Below are 23477 nucleotides of genomic sequence, written 5' to 3' on the forward strand. Positions count from 1 at the left end.
TAATAGAGACAGCCGTCATGCCCTCATACCAGAGTTAGTGGTTTGGCATGGAGGCCTTCACGGACCTCCGGTGGACTTATGGTCCAGTCCGGTGACCGTGTTCTGGCTCTGTGCTCAGGGCCAAATCGCGGACATCGTGGACGTATGGACAGCGAACGAAGAGGTGTGACGCTCGGCGTATTGGGGGTGCTGATCGTCGGCGCGTCCGTGCCGGTGACGGGGATGCTCGACGGCTACCCGGTGATCACCGGACAGGCGCTGCGCTACGCGCTGGCGGGAGTCCTCCTGCTGGCGTGGGCGCGGCTGCGCGGACAGCCGATGCCGCTGCCGGGCCGGCGCGACTGGCCCGCGCTGATCGCGCTCGCGGCGACCGGGATGATCGGGTTCCAGGCGTGCCTGCTGTTCGCGCAGCGCTACGCCGAACCCGGACTGGTCGCGGCCTTCCTCGGCGGTACGCCGCTCGTGCTCGCCCTCGCCGCCCCGCTGGCCAAGGGAAAACGGCCGTCATGGGCGCCGGTGGCCGGGGCCGTGCTCGCCGGACTCGGGATCGCGGTGCTGTCCGGCGGCGGCGCCGCGCGCTGGCAGGGACTGGTGCTCGCGGCGCTGGCGATGGTGTGCGAAGCACTGTTCACCCTGCTCGCCGTCGGCGTTCTCGAACGCCTCGGCGCGTTGGCGACCGCGACCTGGAGTTGTTGCGCCGCGGGCGTCGGCGGCGCGGTGGTCGGCACGGTCGCGGACCCGTCCGCCGCCTGGGCGTGGCCGGACGGACGTGAGCTGATCGCGCTCGGCTACCTGACGGTCGTCGTCACCGCGATCGCGTTTCTCCTTTGGTACTCGGCGGTTTCGATGCTGGGCGCGGATCGGGCCGGGGTGCTGGTCGGGCTGATGCCGGTGTCCGGGCTGGCCGTCTCACTTCTGCTCGGCATGCAGGACTTCCGCTTCTCCCAGCTGATCGGGGTCGCGCTGGTGTCTTCAGGCGTCGTGCTCGGCCTGCGCCGCGAGCGAGACGAGCTTGGCGCACTTGACGTCGAAGTGCTTGACGACGTCGCCGCCGATGACCGCGACCATGACCGCGCGCATCGGCCCGGCGAGGGTGATCTCCTGGACGAACTCCGTCCCGCCGTCGACCGCGCTCAGCCGCAGCGCGAGATCCATGGCGCCGAACGGAATCGGCTGGCGGATGGCGATCTCGCGGTCCTGGACCAAAGACGTGATCGTGAACGGCTCGGCGACCCGTGAGTGCACGCGGCCACGGAATCCGCTCGGTACGAGGAAACCGGTCGTCCCCGCCTCGGCCGGGCCGTGCAGTTCGGCGCCGGTGAGGTCGGGATCCCAGTCCGGCCAGCGGGTGAAGTCGGCCAGCGATGGCCAGAGCGCCGAAGGCGGGCAGGGAAGGATTCGACGGGAGATTCTGGTCCAGGTCATACCCGGACGATATACGGAACTATCAGTCTCGTAAACTGGGTGCATGGCGAGAGGCAGGCCGAGGGAAGAAGGAATCGACGACGCGGTCCGCGAGGCCGTGCGGGCGTTGCTGACCGAAAGCGGTTACCAGCGCTGCACGATCGACTCGGTCGCGGCGCGGGCGGGCGTCGGCAAGGCCGCGGTGTACCGGCGCTGGCGTTCGAAGGCGGAACTCGTGTTCGCCGCGGTGATCCATCCCGTCGAACTCGAGCCGCCGGAGGACACCGGCTCGCTGCGGGGTGACGTGGCGGCGGTTCTCGGCGTGATCCAGTCCTCTTTGGACGGTCCGGAGGTCAAGAGCGCGCTGCCGTCGCTGCTCGCCGACGTCCGCGCGGATCCGGCGCTGGAAGCGCGCTTCGGCGAGGTCTTCCTCGCACGTGAACGTGGATATCTGGTCCTGATGCTGGAAAGGGCCGTCGCGAGAGGGGAACTCTCGCGACGGCCCGATCCGGCTCTCGTGCACGCGATCCTGCTCGGCCCGGTGCTGACGTGGCTGCACCTGTTCACCGAGAAGCCGCCTTCGGGAGGGCTGGCGGCTTCGCTCGCCTCACCGCTCCACGCGGCCGTGGTCGCTCTCGGCGCTTAGCGGCCTCCGCGCGCCATGCGGAGTACGTCGAGGGCTTCGTCCAGCTGGGCTTCGGTGAGCTTGCCGTTCGCGACGTGACCGCGTTCGATCACGACCTCGCGGATCGTCTTCAGCTCCTTGAGGGCCAGCTTCGCGATCGCGGCGGCCTCTTCGTAACCGATGTAGGAGTTCAGCGGCGTCACGATCGACGGCGAACCCTCGGCGTACTCGCGCGCGCGGTCGGTGTTCACGGTCACGCCCGCGAACACCTTGTCCGCCAGCAGCCGCGACACCGCCGCGAGCAGCCGCGCCGATTCGAGCACGTTGCGCGCGATCACCGGCAGGTTCACGTTGAGCTGGAAGTTGCCCGCCGCACCCGCGAAGGCCACCGCCGCGTCGTTCCCGATCACCTGGGCGACCACCTGCAGCGTCGCCTCCGGGATCACCGGGTTCACCTTGCCCGGCATGATCGACGACCCCGGCTGCAGATCCGGCAGCGCCAGTTCGGCGAGCCCGGTGCGCGGACCGGAGCCCAGCCAGCGCAGGTCGTTCGCGATCTTGTTCAGCGACACCGCGACCGTGCGCAGATGCCCGGACGTCTCGACGACGCTGTCCTGCGTCGCCTGCGCCTCGAAGTGGTCACGCGCCTCGGTCAGCGGAAGACCGGTCACCGAAGCCAGCTCCTGCGAAACTGCCGCGCCGAAGCCCTCGGGCGCGTTCAGCCCGGAACCGACCGCGGTCCCGCCGATCGGCAGTTCGCCGAGCCGCGGCAGGCCCGACTTCAGCCGCTCGACACCGAACCGGACCTGTGACGCCCACGCGCCCGCCTCCTGGCCGAAGGTGATCGGCACGGCGTCCATCAGGTGCGTGCGGCCGGACTTCACGATGCCCGCCCATTCGGCCGCCCGGGTCTCGATGGCGGCGGCCAGGTACTCCAGGGCCGGGACGACGTCGGACAGCACGGCTTCCGTCGCGGCGAGGTGGATCGTCGTCGGGAAGGTGTCGTTCGACGACTGCGAAGCGTTGACGTGGTCGTTCGGGTGCACGTCGCGGCCCAGCGCCCTCGACGCGAGCGTCGCGATGACCTCGTTGGCGTTCATGTTCGACGAGGTCCCGGAACCGGTCTGGAACACGTCGATCGGGAAATGCGCGTCGTGCTTGCCTTCGGCGACCTCGTCGGCGGCCTTCGCGATGGCTTCGGCGACGTCGGCGTCCAGCACGCCGAGTTTCGCGTTGACCCGCGCGGCGGCAGCCTTCAGCAGACCGAGCGCGCGGATCTGGGCGCGCTCCAGGCCACGGCCGGAGATCGGGAAGTTCTCGACGGCGCGCTGCGTCTGCGCGCGGTAGAGGGCGTCGACGGGGACGCGCACCTCACCCATGGTGTCGTGTTCGATCCGGTATTCCTGTTCAGCCATACCCCAAGTCTCGCGCAGCGGCTCCCGGCGCGCTCCGTGTCTTTCGGCACGCGAGGGCTAGGATCGAATGTGTTCTCGATCACGCCCCCCACCACCCTCCGGGAGAGTGCAGAATGAGCGAGTCCGCTGGGGAGACGTCGTACGACCTCGTCATCATCGGGGCCGGTCCGACGGGTCTTTTCGCCGCCTACTACGCGGGATTCCGCGGTCTTTCGATGGCCGTCGTGGATTCACTGCCGGAGGCAGGCGGACAGGTCACCGCGATGTACCCCGAAAAGATGATCTACGACGTCGGCGGGTTCGCCGAGGTCCGCGGCCGCGATCTGGTGCAGGGCCTGCTCGACCAGGCCGCCCCGTGGAAACCCGCGTATCTGCTCGGGCGCAAGGCCGAGAAACTCGAAAGTGTCGAAGACGGCATCACCATCACGCTCGACGGCGGTCAGGTCGTGCGCGCCGGGGCGGTGCTGATCACCGCCGGGATCGGCGAGTTCACCCCGCGACCGCTGCCCGCCGGCGACGGCTGGCTCGGCCGCGGCATGGTCCACTTCGTGCCCGCGTTGCGGGCGCACGCCGGTCAGCACGTGGTCGTCGTCGGCGGCGGGGACTCGGCGTTCGACTGGGTGCTCGCGCTGCATCCGGTCGCCGCGAGCGTCACCCTCGTGCACCGCCGCGCGAAGTTCCGCGCGGCCGAGTCGATCGTGCGGCAGGCGCGGGAACTCGGCGTGCGGATCGTCACCGACGCCGAGGTCACCCGCTTCTTCGACCGCGACGGCGCGCTGGCGGAGGTCGAGATCCGGATCAAGGGCTCCGAACCCGAAGTGCTGCGCGCCGACACGGTGGTCGCCGCGCTCGGGTTCACCGCGGATCTCGGGCCGATCGAAAGCTGGGGACTCCAGATCGACCATCGCGCGATCTCCGTCGACTCGACCATGGCGACACCGCGGGAGCGGGTCTACGCGGCGGGCGACGTCGCGGCGTACCCGGGGAAGGTGAAGCTGATCGCGACCGGGTTCGGGGAAGCGGCGACGGCGGTCAACAACATCGCGGTCGCTTTGAACCCGGACGCGCATCTTTTCCCGGGGCACTCCAGTAACGCGGAGTAGGGGCGCGCGTGTCATGAGGGGTCCCCATAGGACATAAAACGTCCCATGGGGACCCCTCATGACACATCAGGAAGGCGAAGCAGGGGGAGCGGGCGTCGGCGGAGCGATCTTTTCCGCGATCCACTGCGCGTAAGCCACCACCGAAGTCGCGATAGACGGCGAAGTCGCGCACACCGGGTCGGCGTTGCCCGGGCGGCTGATGGTGCCCAGCAGCACCCACTTCTCGTCCACCTTGGCGATCTCCGGCCCACCGGAATCGCCGTAGCAAGAGCCCGACTTCCCGCCGGGGTTGTCGGTGCACAACTCGACGGCCCCGTCGAACTTCGCGGTGCAGCGCACGCCTTCGACGATCTTCGTGTCCAGTTGCTGCAACTTCGCCGGGCCCTTGCCGCAGCCCGAAGTCGGGCACGTCTGACCCCAGCCGAGCAGCCGCGTCGGCGTGCCCGGCGCCACGACGGCCCCGAGCGTGACCGGCGCCGCCTTCACCGGCGCGGCCAGCCGCACCAGGGCGAGATCACCGCCCGCGTGCTCGGGATCGGGGTTGTAGGACGGGTTCACGACGACCTCGGCGGGTTTCGCGATCTCACCGCCCTGGGTGTTGTCGTTGCTGCCGACGCGCGCGCTCAGGTTCGCCGGATTCTTGCCCTCGACGCAGTGCCCCGCCGTCACGAGCCAGTCCGCCGCGATCAGCGCCCCGGCACAGAAAGCCTTGCCGGAGGCCGAATGCAGCGACACCACGAAGGTATACGGCTCGTCGGCCTCTCTGCCGCCGACGAGGTCGCCCGCGCCCGTGGCCTGCCCGATCGGCGTGAAGACCATCGCCGTGAGCAGGACCACGAGCACGCGCTTGAGCACGGATTCTCCTTAGGGGAGCGGGGGAACGACGTCCGCTTCCAGCGAATCGTCGAGGTGGCCGTCGAAGTTGACGGACGAGTACGAGCGGAGCTTGGTCAGCCGGTGGTAGCCGTCGATCATCCGGACCGTGCCGGACTTCGACCGCATCACGATCGACTGGGTGGTCGCGCCGCCGGCGCGGTAGTGCACGCCGCGCAGCAGGTCGCCGTCGGTGACGCCGGTGGCGCAGAAGAACACGTTGTCGCCGCGGACGAGGTCGTCGTTGCCGAGGACGCGGTCGAGGTCGTGGCCCGCGGCCAGCGCCTTCTCGCGCTCCTCGTCGTCCTTCGGCCACAGGCGGCCTTGCAGTTCGCCGCCGAGGCACTTCATCGCGCAGGCCGCGATGATGCCTTCGGGGGTGCCGCCGATGCCGAGCAGCATGTCGACGCCGGTGCTCGGCCGGGCCGCGGCGATCGCTCCGGCGACGTCGCCGTCGGAGATGAACCGGATCCGGGCGCCCGCCTCGCGGACCTCCTTGATCAGCTGTTCGTGGCGAGGCCTGTCGAGGATGCAGACGGTGACGTCGGAGACGCTGGAGTTCTTGGCCTTCGCGACCCGGCGGATGTTCTCCGCGACCGGGGCGGCCAGGTCGACCTTGCCCGCGGCGTCGGGGCCGACGGCGAGCTTCTCCATGTAGAAGACGGCGGACGGGTCGAACATCGCGCCGCGTTCGGCGACCGCGAGCACCGCGAGGGCGTTCGGCATGCCCTTGGCCATCAGGGTCGTCCCGTCGACCGGGTCGACCGCGACATCGCAGTCCGGCCCGTCGCCGTTGCCGACCTCTTCCCCGTTGAACAGCATCGGGGCTTCGTCCTTCTCGCCTTCGCCGATGACGACGACGCCGCGCATCGAGACGGTCGAGACCAGCTGGCGCATCGCGTCCACGGCGGCACCGTCACCGCCGATCTTGTCCCCGCGCCCCACCCAGCGGCCCGCGGCCATCGCGGCGGCTTCGGTCACGCGGACCAGTTCCATCGCGAGGTTGCGATCAGGGGCCTCAGGGCGTCGGGAAGAGCTGGCGGACGAGGTGGGGGTGGGCATGCTGCCTCCCGGATCAGGGAACTCGGCGGGGTCCCAGTCTCTCAGATACCCACGATGGTTCGGTGGCTCAGGAGCATGGTGAACGTCACTGACCGTTGCCGGGCTCGTCTTCGACCGACGAAAGCGCGGCCTCGATCCGCTCACGCGCGCCTTCGAGGTGGTGCTCGCAGACCCTCGCCAGCTGCTCGCCCTTCTCCCAAAGGGCCAGTGACTGCTCCAGGGACAGCCCGCCCGCTTCGAGTTCGCGGACGACTTCCACCAGCCTGTCGCGGGCCTGCTCGTAGCCGAGTTCGGCGGTCTCGCCACCGGGTTTGCTCACGCTGTGCTTCCTTCTACCGGACGTCGATGCTTGCCGATCCCCGCGCACACTACCGCGCCGGCCATGGCGTTGTCGTAACCCACGAAGGCGAGAGCGAACTCCTGTCCGTCACCCTCCGCGATCGCCGCGACGAGGTTCTCCTGGGCCCTCGCCACCCGTTTGCGGTGCAGGGTGCCGTCCGCGAACCACCATCGGGTGCCGACGTGCTCGGCCGTCGCTTCGGAGAGTTTGCGCAGCTGGGCGTCGAGGCCGCGTCTGCCGACGAGTTCGCAGCCCGCCAGCAGCACCGTCCAGCATTCCGCGGCGGCACGCTCGGTCAGCAGCGCGTTGCGCAGCACTTCGGGCGCGTCGGCACGTCTCGCGGCGTCGACGGTCAAAGGCAGGAAACTCGCCGTCAACGCTCCTCCTCCGGTACGCCCGAGACGACGGCGCCGAGCGCGCCATCGACTACGCGGACGCGCAATTTCGCGCCGTCCACGACCTCGGAGACGGACCGGAGTACCTGGAGGTTGCCTTCGTCGTCGGTGTACTGCACCACCGCGTAGCCGCGTTCGAGCGTCGCCGCCGGGCCGAGCGCGGTCAGCCGCGCGCGGGCGCTGGCGATCTCCGCCTGGTCCTTGGCGAGCAGGGTGAGCATCGCGCGGCGACCGCGTTCGCGGTGGATCCCGACGTCGTCGGAGCGCCGCTGGATCGGGCCGAGCGGATCGGCGAGCACGGGACGGCTGCGCGTCTGGTTCAGCAGCCTGACCTGGGTGTCCACCCAGCCGTGCAGGGCACGGCGGCCGCGGTCGCGCATCTGGCGGACCCGCTGGGTCTCCTCGCGTACGTCCGGCACGATCCGCTTGCTGGCGTCGGTCGGCGTCGAGCAGCGGAGATCGGCGACGTGGTCGAGCAGCGGGGTGTCGGGCTCGTGCCCGATCGCGCTGACCACCGGGGTCCCGGCCGCGGACACGGCGCGGCACAGCGCCTCGTCGGAGAACGGCAGGAGGTCTTCCACACTGCCGCCGCCGCGCGCGATCACGATGACGTCGACGTCCGGATCACGGTCCAGTTTGGACAGTGCCTGGAGGATCTGCGGGACCGCGAGCGAACCCTGCACGGCGGTGTTGATCACCTTGAACGCGACATGCGGCCAGCGGGCCTGCGCGTTCACCAGTACGTCGCGTTCGGCGGCGGACGCGCGGCCGGTGATCAGCCCGATCCCCTTGGGCAGGAACGGGATCTTGCGTTTGCGCTCGGGCGCGAACAGGCCTTCCGCTGCCAGCAGCCGCCGCAGCCGCTCGATCCGAGCGAGCAGCTCGCCGATGCCGACCGCGCGGATCTCGTTGGCACGCAGGCTGAACGAACCGCGGTTCATGAAGAACGTCGGTTTGGCGTGCACCACGACGCTCGCGCCCTCGCGCAGCGGCGGTTCGATCGTGCGCAGGAGACCCATCGGGCAGGTCACCGACATCGAGACGTCCGCCGACGGGTCACGCAGGGTCAGGAACGCGGTATTGGTGCCGGGGCGGGCCGAGATCTGCGTGACCTGACCTTCGACCCAGACCACGCCGAGCCGGTTGATCCACTCGCCGACCTTGCGCGCGACCGTGCGGACCGGCCACGGGTTCTCGGCCGACGTGGACGGACCCGCCGTGGAGGTGGGTTCGGCGCTCACTGGCCTTCCGCGCCGTCGCCGTCGGTCTTCTTCACGTTCCCGATGCGCCGCGCGAGCATGCCGACGAAGGACGGCCTGTCGGCGTTCGCCCGCTCGTAGGTCAGCAGTTCTTCCAGTTGCGCGAGGTCGAACCGGCGCAGCCGGGCACGCAGTTGCGGCAGGGTGAGCGTGTCGTAGTCCTCCAGCCCGGCGGGATTCGCGTCGACGGGTGCCGCGGAACTGTCGAACTCGCCGTCGGCGTGGTCCTCGGCGAGCGCGCGCTCCTCCTCGGCCCACGGGTCTTCGGCGAGCGCTTCGAGGTCGTGGAGGTGACCGTTCACCTCGGCACGCGGCTCCGGGACTTCGGCGTCCTCCCGCAGCGGGATCACGCACGAGTCGCGTTCGTACCGGCGTTCGCCGAGGTCCGGCGGGAGGTCTTCGTCGAAGGTGGCCCAGCTGGGGGTGTCCTCGACCGGGCGGAGGCCCGACAGCGCGTCGTCGCCCTTGATCGCGAGCTCGGTGACGTGCTGCTGGACGCGCATGGAGAACTGGAGCACCTGGCTGACCACCGTGACGGGGAGCCCGGTGAGCTGCTTGGGAAGTTCGCGAACCCGCTCGGCGGTGGTGACGGCGAGGCCCGCGGCGACCCGGAGGGGGAGCGGGAGAGGCTTCATACGTCTAGCCTGCCGTATCTGGTCCATCCTGCCCAACCGAACGGGTGTGTCGGCTCACAGGACGTGACTCCACGCACATACTTTAGAGGGGATCGCTGGTCACCTGAACGTGAGTGCGAGGAGCCCCCGGGGCAGCCCGTACCCTGGGGGCATGAGTTCTGCGAGTCCCGGAATCACGCCCGCCGGCAGTCCGACGATCACCGAGTCCGGTGTGCCGGCAGGTGGCAAACGTGTCCTGCTCGCCAAGCCTCGTGGCTACTGCGCGGGCGTCGACCGCGCGGTCATCGCCGTCGAAAAGGCACTCGAGCTCTACGGCGCACCGGTGTACGTGCGCAAGGAGATCGTGCACAACCGGCACGTCGTGGAGACCCTGCGCGAACGCGGGGTGATCTTCGTCGACGAGACCTCCGAGGTGCCGGAAGGCGAATTGGTGGTGTTCTCCGCGCACGGCGTCTCGCCCGCGGTGCACGCCGAGGCGGCCGAGCGCAATCTGCGGACCATCGACGCGACCTGCCCGCTCGTGACGAAGGTGCACAAGGAAGTCAACCGGTTCGCGAAAGACGATTACGACATCCTGCTGATCGGCCACGAAGGCCACGAGGAGGTCGAAGGCACCGCCGGCGAGGCTCCCGACAAGGTGCAGCTCGTCGACACCGCCGAAGACGTCGACAAGGTCGAGATCCGCGACCCGTCGAAGGTCATCTGGCTCTCCCAGACCACCCTTTCGGTGGACGAGACCATGGAGCGCGTCGATCAGCTGCGGGACAAGTTCCCGGGCTTGGCCGACCCGCCCAGCGACGACATCTGCTACGCCACCACGAACCGCCAGGTCGCGGTCAAGGCCATGGCCGCCGAATGCGACCTGGTGCTGGTGGTCGGCTCGACGAACTCGTCCAACTCGAAGCGGCTGGTCGAGGTCGCGTTGAAGGCGGGTGCGCGCGCGTCGCACCTGGTCGACTTCGCGCACGAGGTCGACGAAGCGTGGCTCGAAGGCGTCGAGACGGTCGGTGTCACCAGCGGCGCTTCGGTGCCGGAGGTACTGGTCATGGACCTGCTGGCGTGGCTGGCCGAGCGTGGCTGGGGCGACGTCGACGAGGTCACCACGGCGAACGAGAAGATCGCTTTCGCGCTGCCGCACGAGCTGCGGAAGGCCGCGAAGGCCTGACGGTCCGACGAGAAAGGGCCGCCCGAGGAACTCCTCGGGCGGCCCTTTCTGCTGGTCAGCGCCTTAAGTGATAGCAAAGGTCCCTTGCTGTCGCTTCAGGGCCAAGGGTGTCTTAGGACCTACTGGGGATCGCCACTTTCGCCCCATATGCACCAGCAGTCACAGCGGCGTGTGAAGGACCCTTCCCTCGGCTGAGCCGAGGAAACTCGACCTTCACACCTTGCGAAGTAGGTCCCTTGCTATCGCTCGTCGTCCCACGGGCGGCGGCGCGGCGGCTGCCCTCCGCGGCGCGGGTCGTCCGAACGCGGCGGACGGCGGCGCGGGGCACCGGGAGCGCTTTCGCCACGCGGGTCGCGGCGACGGGGTTCGCCGTCTTCCGGCCGCGGTCGGCGCGGCTGACGTCCTGGGGGCGGCGGCTTGCGGGCACCGGGCTCGGCGTCGCGGCGAGGACGTCGCTCGTCGTCGGCGGGCGGACGGCGACGCGGCGGCGCACCGTCCCGGGGCGCGGCGTCCCTCGGAGCGCCACGGCGCGAAGGCGGGGGCGGGGTCTGGCCGGTCCGCGACGCCGGACGGCCACGGCCCGGCGCGGCGGCGGCCGCGGAACGGGCCGCCGGCTTGGCGTCGTCGCGGCGTTCCGGCTTGGCGCCCGCCTTGACCTTCACCGGGGCGTCGGGATCGCGTTCGCGGTAGATCCGGAAGACGCCGATCGCCAAGGTGACACCGGTGGTGATGGCCATCGTCGGGAACCCGTTGATCAGCGGGTTCCCGATGTCGAAGGCTCTCTCGAGCAGGCTGGAATCCTTGCTGTTGTCCGAGGTCAGGAGGATGACTCCCGGCACGGTCACGGCGAGGACCAAGGGCGGCTGCACCATCGGGCCGAACAGCCCGCGACGCTGGACGGCCACCACGGCGGCCACCGCGCCGAGCGCGTAACAGATCTTGAACAGCAGGCCCAGGTCCTTTTGCGTCATCACGTCGATGAAGGCGCCAAGGATGGCGAGCCCGAAGCCCACCAGGACGGCGGCCCACCAGGGCAGCCCGCGCCTGGCGCCGACGAGCGGACGCTCGTCCCAGGCTACGGGAACGTCGTCGGCATCAGGATCGCTCTGGCGATCGCGAATCGCGGTCACAGGCCCCACCGTATATCCAAGCTGCGGACATACCGCCAACAGGCGGTATGTCTATCGCCTGGTAGTGGTCATTCCGGACCACCCGGACGGACTGTCCGGGTGCTTTCCAGAGGTACTACGCGTAGGGGTGCGACAAGGTTGTCAGACGGGCCGAAACGGAGCCCGTGATTCCGGAAATCGCAGGTAGGGAACGTCCCGCGTTGGGTGGTTGGGACTGTTCCAACCACTCATGAGGCCGGTAGTTCGTCCGCCTTCCTGATCAAGGGCACCGGTGCCGGACTGCCCGAAGCGTCGGTCAGCGGGGAGACCGTGCTCCGGAAACTCTCCAGCGCTTCCAGCTCCCGCCGCCGGGCCGAGATGAAGCGCTGGAGATGGGTGCTCGACAGGTTCAGCGCGTCGACCGCGTTGCCCGCGGCCCGGTGCGCGGCCGCGGCGCCCGCCCGGACCTGCTCGACGTCCTCGACCAGTGCCCGCTCGGTCGCGGCGAACAGCGCGGCGGAGGCCAGCACGGCGAATCCGGTCGGCCCGCAGAGGAAGACCCGCCTGTCCAGCATCCAGCGCAGCAGTTCCGGGTCGGTGTCCAGCGCGGCCACCACGGCCGCGTCGGACGGGACGAACATGATCGTCCCGTAGATCGCGTCGGCCCAGCGCTGGTAGCCCTTGCCCGCCAGTTCGGCCGCCCGCGACCGGATCTGGCGCACGTGGACGCGCAGCGCGTCCAGCCGTTCTTCGGGGTCGTCGGTCTCGACCGCTTCGGCCCAGCAGGCCATGCTCGCCTTCGCGTCGACAGGCACCGTCCGCCCGCCGCCGACCCGCAGCACCATGTCCGGCTTCGCCGCGCCGCCGCCCGCCAGGTCCGTTTGCAGCGTGAAGTGCAGCTCTTCGCGGAGCCCGAGCGCGCGCGCCGTCTCCAGGAGCACCTGCTCACCTAGTTCGCCTCGGCCGCTGATCGAGGCGAAGGCGACCTCGTACCGGCGGAGCGCGAGTTGCTGCTGATCCGCCTTCGCGCGTTCGGCGGCGACCTGTTTCGCCGCCGCGTCCGCCCGCCGCATGCCGTCGTTGTACAGCCGCCACAGCAGCGCGACGGCGACGAGCAGCAGGAGCGCGAGCACGACGGCCGCGGTGGTGATCACCGTCGCCACCGGTACCTCCCCTCCGGATCCGAGTCGGGAACATCATGGCCGAACCCACCGACAAAAACGGGACGACGTGGTCGCGCTCCGTATCTGACCTGCGCGGTCTCCGGCGTGTCGGAAAGCGCGGCGGCTCCAAGGGCGCGCCTCCCCTTCCCGGCCGGTGCGCGGCCCTACCTTGTTCTGCGTGAAGCTCCTGCACACCTCCGACTGGCACATCGGCCGCACCTTCCACGGCGCCGATCTGCTCGCCGAACAGGAAGCCGTGCTCGGCCACGTCGCCGACCTCGTGGCCGCCGAATCGGTCGACGTCGTGGTCGTGGCCGGGGACATCTACGACCGCGCGGTGCCTTCGGCGGAGGCCGTCCGCGTGGCCACCACCGCGCTGGGCAGGATCCGTCAGGCCGGCGCGAAGCTGGTGATGACGCCGGGCAACCACGACTCCGCGCCGCGGCTGGGCGCGTTCGCCGAATTCGCCGCGGCGGGCGGGCTGCACCTGCGCGCCACGATCGACGGTCTCGCCGAACCCGTGCTGCTGCCCGACGAACACGGCGACGTCGCCCTCTACGGCATCCCGTACCTCGAACCGGAGCCCGCGCGCCACGCCCTCGGCGTACCCGAGGCCCGCGGTCACACCGGCGTCCTCACCGAGGCGATGCGGCGGATCCGCGCCGATCTCGCCGGCCGGACGGCTGGAACGCGGTCGGTGGTGCTCGCGCACGCCTTCGTCACCGGCGGCGAGCCGACCGACTCCGAGCGGACCATCGCGGTCGGCGGCGTCGAGCAGGTGCCGGGTTCGGTGTTCGACGGCGTCGATTACGTCGCGCTCGGCCACCTGCACGGACCGCAGACCCTCGCCGAGCACCTGCGCTATTCGGGCAGTCCGCTGGCGTACTCGTTTTCCGAGACGCGCCAACGGAAGTCGGTATGGCTGGTGGAGCTCGGCGCCGACGGGCTGGGCGAGGTCCGGCGTCATGAGCTGCCCGTTCCCCGGCACCTCGCGATGCTGCGCGGCGAGCTGGCCGAACTCCTCGCGGACCCGGAGCACGACGAGCTCACCGAACACTTCCTCTCCTTCACGGTCACCGACCGGGTCCGCCCGATCGACGCCATGCGCAAACTGCGCGAACGGTTCCCGTACGCCGTGCACATGGACTGGCAGCCGGAAGGCGGGCACGACGGCGCCGCGTTGAAGTACGCCGAAGCCGTCCGAGGGCGATCCGACGTCGAGATCACCCGCAGTTTCCTGGAGGACTGCCGCGGTTCCGAGCCGTCCGAAAGCGAGGAGCGGCTGGTGCTGGCGGCACTGGGCGCGGCGGGCAGGGAGCGCGAAGTATGAGACTGCACCGGTTGGAGGTCGCCGCTTTCGGTCCGTACGCGGGCCGCGAGGTGGTGGACTTCGACGTGCTCGGCGCCGACGGTTTGTTCCTGCTGCACGGCGACACCGGCGCGGGGAAGACGACACTGCTCGACGCCATCGCGTTCGCGCTGTTCGGCACGGTCCCCGGCGCTCGCGGCGAGGTCAAGCGGCTGCGCTGCGACCTCGCCGAGCCGGATCAGGTCACCGAGGTCGTCCTGGAACTGACCGTGCAGGGCCAGCGGATGCGGATCGCGCGCAACCCCGAGTACCAGCGGCCCAAGCGCCGGGGCGAGGGGATGACCCTCCAGCAGGCCAAGGCGGTGCTGAGCTGGGTCGGCACGGTGCCAGCCGGGCACGTGGCCGAAGGCATCACGCGGATCGACGAGGTCGCGCGCACGGTCGAGCGGCTCATCGGCATGACGCACGAGCAGTTCTTCCAGGTGGTCTTGCTGCCGCAGGGTGAATTCGCGCGGTTCCTGCGGGCGAACACCGCCGAGCGTGAAGAACTGCTGGAGCGGCTGTTCGGCACGGAGCGGTTTTCCGACGTCGAGAACTGGTTCGCGAATCTGCGTGCCGAACGCGGTCGCGAGTTGCAGGAGCGGCAGCAGTCGCTGCGCGAGTGGGTCGCGCGGTTCGCGCAGGTCGCCCGCCAGGAAGCGCCCGAAGAGGGGCAGAGCGAATGGGTCGAGGCCGTGCTCGCCGAGTCGGCCGAACGCGTCGGCCTGGCGCGGGAACGGGACACCAAGGCTCGTGCGGCGGCCAAGACCGCCGAGGTCGTCTGGCAGGAGAACCGGTCCACCGCGGAGAGGATCCGCCGCGTGCGCACCGCGTACACGCGGCTTTCGGCGATCGCCGAGCAGGCGGACCAGCGCGCGGAGTGGGCGGAGGAGGTCGAGGCGGCGCACCGGGCTGCTGGTGTGGTCGCGGAGGCCGACCTTCTCGAACGCAGGTTGGACCAGCTCGCGGAGGCCGAAGCCGCGGAGGCGCTTCGGGCTCAGGAAGTGCCTGACGCCGCGGAAAGTTCCGCCGCCGAGCTTCGCGCTCGCGCCGGCGCGTTGCGTGAAGAGGCGGGCGCGCTCGCCGAGCTCGTGGCGGAAAGCGAGCAGCAGCAACGGGATCTGGTTCGCCGCGATCAGCTGAGCACCGCCGCCGCGGAGGCGGAGAAGCAGGCCGGGGAGCTCGCCGCCGAACTCGAATCCGCGCCGGAGAAGATCACGGCGGTGCGTGCCGAAGCGCTCGCGGCCGTCGAAGCCGAGGCGAAACTCGAAGGTGTCCGCACCCGGTTCGAAGAGCTGACGGCGCTGGTCCGGGACGCCGACGAGGTGCCCAGGGTGGAGCAGGCCGTCGAGCAGGCGCGTGGACTGGTCCGCGACGCCGTCGACGTCCATCAGCAAGCACGCCGGCATCGCCTGGACCTGCGCGAGCGCCGTCTCGACGGGATGGCGGCCGAACTCGCCGCCGGACTGACCGCGGGTGAGGACTGCCCGGTGTGCGGGTCGACCGAGCATCCGGCGCGCGCCACGCACACCGGCGGTCTCGTCGATCCCGAGGACGAACGCCGCGCCGAAGCCGCCGAACAGCAGGCCGACAAGCGGCGTGAGAAGGCGCAGGCCTCGCTGCTGGAAGCCGAAGGACGGCTGAAGACGCTGGCCGAGCGTTTGCGTGAGCGCACCGCCGAGGCGCTGCGGGCCGAACTCGGGGAGGCGCGGGAGCTGGGCGCGTCGCTGTCGGAAACGGCTCGTCGCAAGCCTGTCCTGGAGAAGCAGCTCCTCGAACTGGAACGGAAGACCGAGCAGCTGACCGAACGCCGTCGCGTGACGGAGCACCGGGCCGCCGAGGCCGCCGCCGAGGTCCGAAGCCTCACGGAACGGCTGGCGGAACGGGAACGGCGGCTGGAAAGCGCGCGCGGCGAGTTCGCCGACGTCGCCGCCCGGAGGAAGCACCTGCTCGGTTTTGCGACCCGTCTCGACGCGCTCGCCGAAGCGCGGCTCGGTGTCGTGGGTGCTCGCGAGCGCCGCGACGAGCAGGCGAAACTGGTCGAAGAAGCGTTGCGGGCCAAGGGTTTCGCGGATCTCGATGCGATGCGTGCCGCGTCGCGGCCGGACGAGCAGGTCATGAAGCTGGAGGCGGGCCTCGCCGACGCGAAGGCGATGGAGAAGGCCGAGCGGCAGGCCCTGGCCGAGCCGGAACTCTTCGGCATCTCGCCGGAGGACGAGATCGACGTCGCGGCCTCCGAGGAAGCGGCGCGGGACACTCGGGGCGAGGCCGAGCAGGCGCTCGTCGCGTTGCGGACGGCCACTTCGCGGCACGCCGACCTGGCGAAGGTGGTCGAGCGGATGACGTCGTTGCTGGCGGGGCTGGCACCGGTCGAGGAGCGGTACAACGAACTGAAGGCGCTGGCCGAGGTGGTCAACGGACGGGGGCAGAACGCGCGGAAGATGTCGCTGCGGTCGTACGTCCTGGCCGCGAGGTTGGAAGAGGTCGCGGTCGCGGCCACCGCCCGCCTGCGGACGATGAGCCAGGGCCGCTACTCCTTCGTGCATTCGGACGCGGCAGGGGCCCGGGGGACTCGCGGCGGGCTCGGTCTCGACGTGCTCGACGACTACTCCGGCACCGTCCGGCCCGCGAAGACGCTTTCGGGCGGTGAGTCGTTCCTCGCGTCGCTCTCGCTGGCGCTGGGGCTCGCCGACGTCGTCGCCGCCGAGACCGGTGGGGCGCTGCTGGACACGCTGTTCATCGACGAAGGCTTCGGCACACTGGACGCCGAGACGCTCGACATCGTCATGAACATCCTCGACGAGCTTCGCGCCGGCGGGCGGGTGGTCGGGCTGGTTTCGCACGTGGAGGAGCTGCGGCAGCGGATCCCGACCCGGTTGCGGATCAGGAAGGCGCGGACGGGCTCTTCGGTCGAAATCCACGCCGCCTGACCCCCTGCCGCGAAGTGTCATGAGGGGTCCCCATAGGACATTTTTCGTCCGATGGGGACCCCTCATGACATCCAGGAGGGAGTCAGGCGGCTTCGTGGGTCAGCAGCCACTGCTTCGCCGGAACGCCCCACCGGAAGTTCCCCACGCCACCGCCGGTCCGCACCACCCGGTGGCACGGCACGAACAAGGCCGCCGCGTTCTTCGCGCACGCCGAAGCGGCCGCTCGCACCGCCGACGGATTCCCCGCCAGCGCCGCGTACTCCGCGTAGCTCACCGGCTCGCCCGCGGGCACCTTCCGCAGGATTTCCCAAGCGTGCTCCCGGAAAGCGCCGGACCGCTGCCGCACCTCGATGTCGGCGACGGCGTCCAGGTCGCCTTCGTGGTACCGGCGGATCGCGGTGCTCACCGGCCCCAGGTCCCGTCGCTCCTTCACTTCGCCAGGGGCCAGCGACGGTGAGATCAGCGGCGTCAGCTCGCCGACCTCACCCGTCCAACCCGAGGCGAGCACGGCCCCGTCACCCGCCACCACGGCGGTGAACGGGCCGATCTTGGTGTCCATTGTGGACCAGTACGCGATGCTCATGTTCTTCCTTTCAGGCGCGCCACAGGTACATGCCGGCGTACGAGGACCAGGGCTGCCAGGCCCGTCCGCGTTCGGCCAGCGTCGTTTCGTCGTCGGCGATGCCCAGCGCGGCCGCTCCCCGGCGCAGCGCGGGATCACCGGTCAGCAGGATGTCCGGCGCGCCCAGGACGCGCATTAGGGCGTAATCCGCGGTCCGGGGCTCGATTCCCGGGAGCTCCAGCAGCTCCGCCCGCAATTCCCCGGGGTCGCGGCCGACGTGGACCGAAACCCCGTCCGCCAGCGCGCGGGCCACCGCGGTCACCCGCTCCGGGCCGTGTGCGGCGACCCGGTCCGCCGTCGGGAACAGCGTCGTCAGCCCTTCCAGCGACTCGTCGCAGCTGGGCATTCGCTCGCCGAGGGTGTCCGCGAGCGACGCCGCCTCTTCGGGGGACAGCAACGCGCGCAGCACGAGTTCGTCGCCGTCGACCGCGCCGGGCACCCGGATGCCCGGGATCGCCTCGACCAGCGGCGTGAGCGCCGGGTCGGCCCCGAGTACCCGCGTGACCGCCTCGGGGTCGGCGTCGAGGTCGAGCAGCCGCCGCACCCTCGCCACCGCGCTGCTCAGGTCGCGCAGGTCGGTGAGCCGCAGGTCGCAGCGGACATGGTCGTCCTTCGTCGTCAGCCACACCACGCCCGCGCCGTGCGCGAGCCGCAGTGTGCGTCCGTAGCCGGTCACCCCGGAATCGTCGCGCGTCACGTGCTCGACGCCCGCGATGGCCCGGTCGGCCAGGAAGTCCAGCACTCCGGCCGCGTCGAACGGCTTGCGGAACGGCAGTCGCAGGCTCAGCCGGGTTCCGGTCGGCGTCTCTTCGGCCTTCCGACGCCCACGACGCAGGCTCGCCTCGCGAAGCTGCGACGGCGTCGTCGCGAACACCTCGCGGATCGTCTCGTTGAACTGGCGGACGCTGGAGAAGCCCGCCGCGAACGCGACGTCGGTCAGCGGGAGCCCGGACATCTCGATCAGCAGCCGCGCGGAGTGCGCCCGGTGCGCCCTGGCCAGCGCCAGCGGACCGGCGCCGAGTTCGGCGGTGAGGACGCGCCCGAGCTGGCGTTCGGAATAGCCGAGCCGTCGCGCGAGCCCCGGGACGCCGTCGCGTTCGACGGTCCCGTCCGAGATGAGCCGCATCGCCCGCGCGGCGAGGTCGGCTCGGATGTCCCAGTCGGGCGAGCCGGGGACGGCGTCGGGGAGGCAGCGACGGCAGGCACGGAAGCCGTTGGCCTGCGCGGCCGCCGACGTCGGGTAGAAGCGGACGTTCTGCTGCTTCGGTGTCGACGCGGGGCAGGACGGGCGGCAGTAGATCCCGGTGGTGGCGACGGCCATGATGAACTGGCCGTCGAACCGGGAATCACGGGCGGCGACGGCGCGGTAACACCGTTCGGTGTCGCGCCACACGGCCCGTTCGGCCAAGGTCTGCTCGGTCATGACATCGATCGTGCCACCAGGTGGAGGGCTCGGCTGGCGGAAATCCGACACGGCGATCAAGGCCTCGGCGGATGCGGCGGCGGACGGCACGTAGACTTCTGGCCCGTGAGTCTCACCCTCGGCATCGTCGGCCTGCCCAACGTCGGCAAGTCCACCCTGTTCAACGCGCTGACCCGCAACGACGTGCTCGCGGCGAACTACCCGTTCGCGACGATCGAGCCCAACGTCGGCGTCGTCCCGCTGCCGGACCCGCGGCTGGACGAACTCGCCAAGGTCTTCGGCTCCGAGCGCACCGTGCCCGCCGTCGTGTCCTTTGTGGACATCGCGGGCATTGTGAAGGGTGCCTCCGAGGGCGCCGGGCTCGGCAACAAGTTCCTCGCGAACATCCGCGAGGCGAACGCGATCTGCCAGGTCGTCCGCGTCTTCGACGACCCGGACGTGATCCACGTCGACGACCGGATCGACCCGGCGAGCGACATCGAGACGATCAACACCGAGCTGATCCTCGCCGACCTGCAGACGCTCGACAAGGCGCTGCACCGGCTCGAGAAGGAGGCGCGGACCAAGAAGGAAGCCAAGCCCGCCCTCGACAACGCGGTCAAGGCCAAGGAGATCCTCGACGGGGGCCGGACCCTGTTCCAGGCGCAGAAGGAGGTCGACTTCGAGGCGCTGCGCGAGCTGAGCCTGCTCACCACGAAGCCGTTCCTCTACGTCTTCAACGCCGACGAGGGCATCCTCACCGACGAGTCCCGCCGCGAAGAGCTGGCCAAGATGGTCGCCCCCGCGGACGCGGTGTTCCTCGACGCGAAGGTCGAATTCGAGCTGCTGGAGCTGGACGACGAGGAGTCCGTGCGCGAACTGCTGGAGTCCGTCGGCCAGCAGGAGCCGGGCCTGTACTCGCTGGCGCGCGCCGGTTTCCACACCCTCGGCCTCCAGACGTACCTGACCGCGGGCCCGAAGGAATCGCGCGCCTGGACGATCCCGCAGGGCGCGACCGCCCCGCAGGCGGCCGGCGTCATCCACACCGACTTCGAGCGCGGCTTCATCAAGGCGGAGGTCGTCTCGTACGACGACCTGATCGAGAACGGCTCCATGGCCGCCGCCCGGTCCGCCGGGAAGGTGCGGATGGAGGGCAAGGACTACATCATGTCGGACGGCGACGTGGTGGAGTTCCGCTTCAACGTCTGATCGCCTCGAGCCGAGCCCGGCGCCGCTCCAGTCGCTCGACCAAAGGGGCGCCGGGCTCCCGGAAACGAGCGTCAGTCGTGCCGGGTGGACGGGAGCGCACTCTCGATGGCGCTGGCCACCGCTCGAAGTCTCATGGCCGCCGACCTGACGTAGCCGAGCGTGTACGTCGAGAATTTCGGATCTTGTTGCTGCTGAACGAGGCGAATCGCGCCGACCTCTACCTGCGACAGCGATAAGAACGCCGCCTGTACTTCCTCGACCGTCGGTGTGAGGTCCGTTCTCCGCCCGTCCCGGGAGATGTCGCGGGCGGTGATCGCGTCGCCGGTATCCGCGGCTTCCTCGGCGAGTTGGGCGACCACGAACGAGAGCACGGACAGCTCGCGACGTCGTTGTCCGATGATTCTGTCGAGCTCGTCGAAGCCGTCTGGGACCTTGAACAGGATCCCGGTCTCGGTCGGGCCGAGGCCCAGCTCGGTCGCCGCCTCGACGATTTCGCCTAGCCGACCCGCTTCCACCATGGCCCATCCCCGCTTCGCGGCCATGTTCTTGATGGTGTCGCCGTGGAATGCGGGCCCGACCAAGGCCGCGAAGTGTGCTTTGTGCTGGCTTCTGTGAGTCTCCAGCGCGATATCGCTGAAGTCCGAATGTGTGACGTAGCCGTTCGAACGCGACTTCGCCTCCACGATCGCGACGACCTCGGTGTCCGTCTCGTCTTGCCACCGAACGACGACGTCAGTGTCGGAGGATCCGCTGATGGTCTCAGCCCTGAAGCCCAGCGCCCTGAACGCATCGCGCACCGAGCGTTCGAACGCCTTTCCGGACCCCAGGCCGAGAGCCTGCGGGGACCGCGAGAACGTTGTGAGCTCTTCTTTGAGCGAAGGATGATCTTCTTGATTCGCTCTCCTTGGTGTGGCTGAGGAGACTTCTGGTCTTTCGAGGGGAGTCGGCGGTTCGGCGAGGGGCAATTCGGCGAGAAGGGTGATTCCTGTTGCTGTGGCGCGAAGGCTTCCGTAACGTGGCTGCTCGATAAGAGCGGTGTCCTCGAGAAACGAAGCGATCCATCGGGATTTGTCGACATTAAGGCCGTGCTTGGCGGCTTCACGATACATTTCAGTGCGTGTGACGCCCGCCTCGACGGTTTGGATCATTTCGCCGACGAAGCGCATGTTCGCGTGCAGAATGCGAATGAAGTTGACGTCGTCCTCGGAAGTGACCCAGGCGCGAGCGGGCGCTGTCGCCTGGTAGATGCCGAGACCGACCTCGTGCAGCAGGCCCGACGCGCGCAGGAAGGGCATCATCGAATCGACGCTGGTACGCCGGAGTTCGAAAGAATCCGCGATGAAGCGCAGTAGTTCCTCTCGTTTGATCGGATCTATCGCGGCGTTCACGATGGTCCTGAGGTTCGCCACCTTGTTGGGGTTCGAAGCGGGACTCGGCACCCAGATGTTGTAGGTGCTACGAGAGTCCTGGGGTCGCTCGGAAGTCGACAGCTGACCGAGGAGAGTCTTGATCTCACCGGGTGCCTCGGTAATGGGCTCGACGTGAGCAGTGCGGAAGGTGATGGCCTCAGGGCTGACGATGGTGCTCCGCGCGAGAAGCGTCTCACCTGCCGCGGTGATCCCCCAGTGACGATTTCCGCGGCCTTCGATGAGGCCAAGGACCTCAAGCCAGTCCATTCGGCTCCGAACGCCGCCCAGGCTCTTCCAAGTTGTCTCGTATCGGTCCCGGAGGTGGCCGTCGACTTCCTCGACCGTCGAATCCTTTTCAGCGACAAGCGACAGAGCTTCCGTGAACAGGCGGAAACGACTGATCAAGACCTCGGCGAGTTGTCCCGGGGTGGGGTTCGAATGCACGAGCCGGCCTTGAGGGGTCAACTTCAGCTCCGCGTTCTCCGCGTACGCGAGTCCGGCGCCCTTGACGAATTTGCCGTATTCGAGCCAGGTGAGTGGTTGGGTGAGCGGCGCTGCGCCGCCCTGGCGTGGCGCCGCGGCGAAAAGCGCCGGAGGAAAGTCGGGGTACCCGGCGGGTTCGATGGCCTTGCCCGCCCCGATCTGCTCCACGAGTTCGAGTGTGAGCGGGACCCAGAGGTTCTTGCCGCCACGCAAGGAAGGCAGGGAGGCCGCCTGTTTGCGCCACAGCGCTCGTTGCTCGGCCAGGGATCCCGGAGTGTTCGTCGAGTCGTCGGATCTCACGTCGATGGATTCCTTCACTTGAGCAGCAGTTCGAAAGCGGAATCCTCGCCGGGAACGTGCGGCAAGAACCCGTCGGTGACCGTGCGGGCGGCGGTGGCGAGCAAGCGATCCAGGACTTCTTGCTCGGTGGCAGGGGGCAGGCGGAGCTCGACCAGGAGCCGGTCGCGGACCGCGTGGTGATCTGGGTTGTCTTCGAGGTGATCGGCTCCGAGCTCAGGGGGACGTGAGCCCGCTAGAGCGTCATGCCAACACGGGAGGACGATCGCGAGGGTCAGCGCATCGGCGACGGATTCGGCGATGAGGCAAGCGCCGCCTTCCGAGTCGGTGTACAGAACGGCGCGCGAGCCGTCGGGCGTTGCCGGGCCGCAGAGATAGTGGGTGCCGCCCGCGTTGCAGCCCGCGACGGGTTCCACCGAAAGACCGTTGGGCAGGGCGATGGATTCGATCGGATCGGTACGGGCGAGGTCGAACTCGCCGTCACCGGCCAGATACGAGGCGACCTCGGGATACTCGGCGATTCTCTCGAGCAACGCGTCGTCCGAGAGGGCGACCGGGTCGAGGGCCGCGGCGATCGCCAGGGTGAGCGGGTTCCCGTCGAGGACGTGACGGATTGCGTCGAGGGGGACGGGGCGCTCGTAGTAGCCCTCGAAATGGGCTTGGACAGCTTCGGGAGAACGCTCGACGAGGAGCCGGAAGAGAAAGCCGGAGCCGTCGGGGTCTCCGCCGTCGTCGGGGAAGGTGATGGCCGACCCGGCGCGCCAGACGATGTCACCGGCCTCCCGCCACAGACAGGCGGTGACCCGAGTGGCCTCCATACCTTCGACGCTGACGGCCGATTCGCCCAGGAACGGGCGGAGGGCGGCGGGCACGTCATCGAGGACGCCGGGCCAGGCCTGCTCGTCGTCCGTCGCGTAGGGACTCATCGGTGACTCGTGGTCGAAACCGCGGATGAGTACGCCGGCCGGGGTGAAGAGGACGGTGAAGTCGTCCCCCGAGCCGTTGTCCATCAGGGCGGCTTCGACGCCGGGACCCCAGGTGGTGTCGAAGGTGTACTGGCCGTACTCCGGATCCTCGCCGATCTCGGCGTCCAGGACCGCCAGCGCGCGCAGGTGGGCGCGGAGCCGGGTGGGGTCGGGGAGGAGGGTGGCGATCTCCAGCACGGTGGTCATGGCGTCATAAAAGCAGCGGCCACCGACAATCCGGCACCCCGAGTGTCATGAAAGGGT

At 69.6% G+C, this 23477-nt stretch carries 20 protein-coding genes and 1 pseudogene; 7 read left to right on the top strand and 14 right to left on the bottom strand.

Annotated features, from left to right (window positions below):
* Positions 1–144 precede the first annotated feature (144 nt).
* Positions 145–975: pseudogene (locus tag ACFWMR_RS24385) on the top strand (DMT family transporter); the annotation flags it as partial.
* Here ACFWMR_RS24385 and ACFWMR_RS24390 read toward each other — a convergent pair.
* Positions 973–1470, bottom strand: a complete 498-nt coding sequence (locus tag ACFWMR_RS24390) for an SRPBCC family protein (RefSeq protein WP_378380021.1) — start codon at positions 1468–1470, stop codon at positions 973–975. The pseudogene ACFWMR_RS24385 and the gene ACFWMR_RS24390 sit on opposite strands and share 3 nt — an antisense overlap.
* Here ACFWMR_RS24390 and ACFWMR_RS24395 point away from each other — a divergent pair.
* The gene (locus ACFWMR_RS24395) at positions 1469–2050 is read left to right on the top strand and encodes a TetR/AcrR family transcriptional regulator (RefSeq protein ID WP_378380022.1); all 582 of its coding nucleotides are present in this window, start codon (positions 1469–1471) and stop codon (positions 2048–2050) included. The two genes, ACFWMR_RS24390 and ACFWMR_RS24395, sit on opposite strands and share 2 nt — an antisense overlap.
* On the opposite strand, the gene ACFWMR_RS24400 is transcribed toward ACFWMR_RS24395, so the two are convergent.
* Positions 2047–3444, bottom strand: a complete 1398-nt coding sequence (locus tag ACFWMR_RS24400) for a class II fumarate hydratase (protein WP_378380023.1) — start codon at positions 3442–3444, stop codon at positions 2047–2049. The genes ACFWMR_RS24395 and ACFWMR_RS24400 overlap by 4 nt on opposite strands.
* Before the next feature lie 113 nt (positions 3445–3557).
* On the opposite strand from ACFWMR_RS24400, the gene ACFWMR_RS24405 reads away from it, so the two are divergent.
* Positions 3558–4547: an NAD(P)/FAD-dependent oxidoreductase gene (locus ACFWMR_RS24405; protein ID WP_378280283.1), complete on the top strand. Its 990-nt coding sequence runs from the start codon at positions 3558–3560 to the stop codon at positions 4545–4547.
* Between the two features lie 66 nt (positions 4548–4613).
* On the opposite strand, the gene ACFWMR_RS24410 is transcribed toward ACFWMR_RS24405, so the two are convergent.
* From ACFWMR_RS24410 to ACFWMR_RS24435, 6 genes are all read right to left on the bottom strand, one after another.
* Positions 4614–5402 carry a S1 family peptidase gene (locus tag ACFWMR_RS24410; protein ID WP_378380024.1) on the bottom strand — a complete coding sequence of 263 codons (789 nt, stop codon included), beginning with the start codon at positions 5400–5402 and terminating at the stop codon, positions 4614–4616.
* A 9-nt stretch (positions 5403–5411) separates the two neighbouring features.
* A complete protein-coding gene (gene glpX / locus ACFWMR_RS24415) occupies positions 5412–6482 on the bottom strand; it encodes a class II fructose-bisphosphatase (RefSeq protein ID WP_005168143.1) in 1071 nt (356 codons plus the stop codon).
* Positions 6483–6567: 85 nt separating this feature from the next.
* Positions 6568–6801 (bottom strand): exodeoxyribonuclease VII small subunit, encoded by a 234-nt coding sequence (locus tag ACFWMR_RS24420; protein ID WP_093936609.1) that lies wholly within the window; start codon positions 6799–6801, stop codon positions 6568–6570.
* Entirely contained in the window at positions 6798–7199 is a 402-nt protein-coding gene (locus ACFWMR_RS24425) for a hypothetical protein (protein ID WP_378380025.1), read from the bottom strand. Before ACFWMR_RS24425 ends, ACFWMR_RS24420 begins: the two co-directional genes overlap by 4 nt.
* Positions 7196–8458: an exodeoxyribonuclease VII large subunit gene (xseA, locus tag ACFWMR_RS24430; protein ID WP_093936611.1), complete on the bottom strand. Its 1263-nt coding sequence runs from the start codon at positions 8456–8458 to the stop codon at positions 7196–7198. Before xseA ends, ACFWMR_RS24425 begins: the two co-directional genes overlap by 4 nt.
* Positions 8455–9111 carry a lipid droplet-associated protein gene (locus tag ACFWMR_RS24435; RefSeq protein ID WP_378380026.1) on the bottom strand — a complete coding sequence of 219 codons (657 nt, stop codon included), beginning with the start codon at positions 9109–9111 and terminating at the stop codon, positions 8455–8457. Before ACFWMR_RS24435 ends, xseA begins: the two co-directional genes overlap by 4 nt.
* 151 nt (positions 9112–9262) lie before the next feature.
* Between ACFWMR_RS24435 and ACFWMR_RS24440 the strand changes: the two genes are divergently transcribed.
* The gene (locus ACFWMR_RS24440) at positions 9263–10276 is read left to right on the top strand and encodes a 4-hydroxy-3-methylbut-2-enyl diphosphate reductase (RefSeq protein ID WP_167406277.1); all 1014 of its coding nucleotides are present in this window, start codon (positions 9263–9265) and stop codon (positions 10274–10276) included.
* 239 nt (positions 10277–10515) lie between these two features.
* On the opposite strand, the gene ACFWMR_RS24445 is transcribed toward ACFWMR_RS24440, so the two are convergent.
* Entirely contained in the window at positions 10516–11406 is an 891-nt protein-coding gene (locus tag ACFWMR_RS24445) for a DUF6542 domain-containing protein (protein ID WP_378380027.1), read from the bottom strand.
* A gap of 227 nt (positions 11407–11633) precedes the next feature.
* Positions 11634–12548, bottom strand: coding sequence for a DNA recombination protein RmuC (gene rmuC / locus ACFWMR_RS24450; RefSeq protein WP_093936614.1), 915 nt, complete (start codon positions 12546–12548; stop codon positions 11634–11636).
* Between the two features lie 178 nt (positions 12549–12726).
* Between rmuC and ACFWMR_RS24455 the strand changes: the two genes are divergently transcribed.
* Both ACFWMR_RS24455 and ACFWMR_RS24460 read left to right on the top strand, forming a co-directional pair.
* Positions 12727–13878, top strand: coding sequence for an exonuclease SbcCD subunit D (locus ACFWMR_RS24455; protein ID WP_378380028.1), 1152 nt, complete (start codon positions 12727–12729; stop codon positions 13876–13878).
* Positions 13875–16826 (top strand): AAA family ATPase, encoded by a 2952-nt coding sequence (locus tag ACFWMR_RS24460; RefSeq protein ID WP_378380029.1) that lies wholly within the window; start codon positions 13875–13877, stop codon positions 16824–16826. The genes ACFWMR_RS24455 and ACFWMR_RS24460 overlap by 4 nt, the downstream gene beginning before the upstream one ends.
* Positions 16827–16908: 82 nt before the next feature.
* Here ACFWMR_RS24460 and ACFWMR_RS24465 read toward each other — a convergent pair whose 3' ends face one another.
* Together ACFWMR_RS24465 and ACFWMR_RS24470 are read right to left on the bottom strand one after the other, a co-directional pair.
* Entirely contained in the window at positions 16909–17409 is a 501-nt protein-coding gene (locus ACFWMR_RS24465; RefSeq protein WP_378380030.1) for a methylated-DNA--[protein]-cysteine S-methyltransferase, read from the bottom strand.
* 10 nt (positions 17410–17419) lie between these two features.
* Positions 17420–18871 (bottom strand): DNA-3-methyladenine glycosylase 2 family protein, encoded by a 1452-nt coding sequence (locus ACFWMR_RS24470; RefSeq protein ID WP_378380031.1) that lies wholly within the window; start codon positions 18869–18871, stop codon positions 17420–17422.
* A 105-nt stretch (positions 18872–18976) separates the two neighbouring features.
* On the opposite strand from ACFWMR_RS24470, the gene ychF reads away from it, so the two are divergent.
* On the top strand, positions 18977–20059 hold the full coding sequence (gene ychF, locus ACFWMR_RS24475) for a redox-regulated ATPase YchF (RefSeq protein ID WP_093936618.1): 1083 nt from the start codon (positions 18977–18979) through the stop codon (positions 20057–20059).
* Positions 20060–20130: 71 nt separating this feature from the next.
* On the opposite strand, the gene ACFWMR_RS24480 is transcribed toward ychF, so the two are convergent.
* Both ACFWMR_RS24480 and ACFWMR_RS24485 read right to left on the bottom strand, forming a co-directional pair.
* Positions 20131–22269, bottom strand: coding sequence for a hypothetical protein (locus ACFWMR_RS24480; protein WP_378380032.1), 2139 nt, complete (start codon positions 22267–22269; stop codon positions 20131–20133).
* Positions 22266–23420, bottom strand: coding sequence for a hypothetical protein (locus ACFWMR_RS24485; RefSeq protein WP_378380033.1), 1155 nt, complete (start codon positions 23418–23420; stop codon positions 22266–22268). The genes ACFWMR_RS24480 and ACFWMR_RS24485 overlap by 4 nt, the downstream gene beginning before the upstream one ends.
* Positions 23421–23477 lie beyond the last annotated feature (57 nt).

The organism is Amycolatopsis thailandensis, assembly GCF_042723255.1.
GTDB lineage: Bacteria > Actinomycetota > Actinomycetes > Mycobacteriales > Pseudonocardiaceae > Amycolatopsis > Amycolatopsis thailandensis.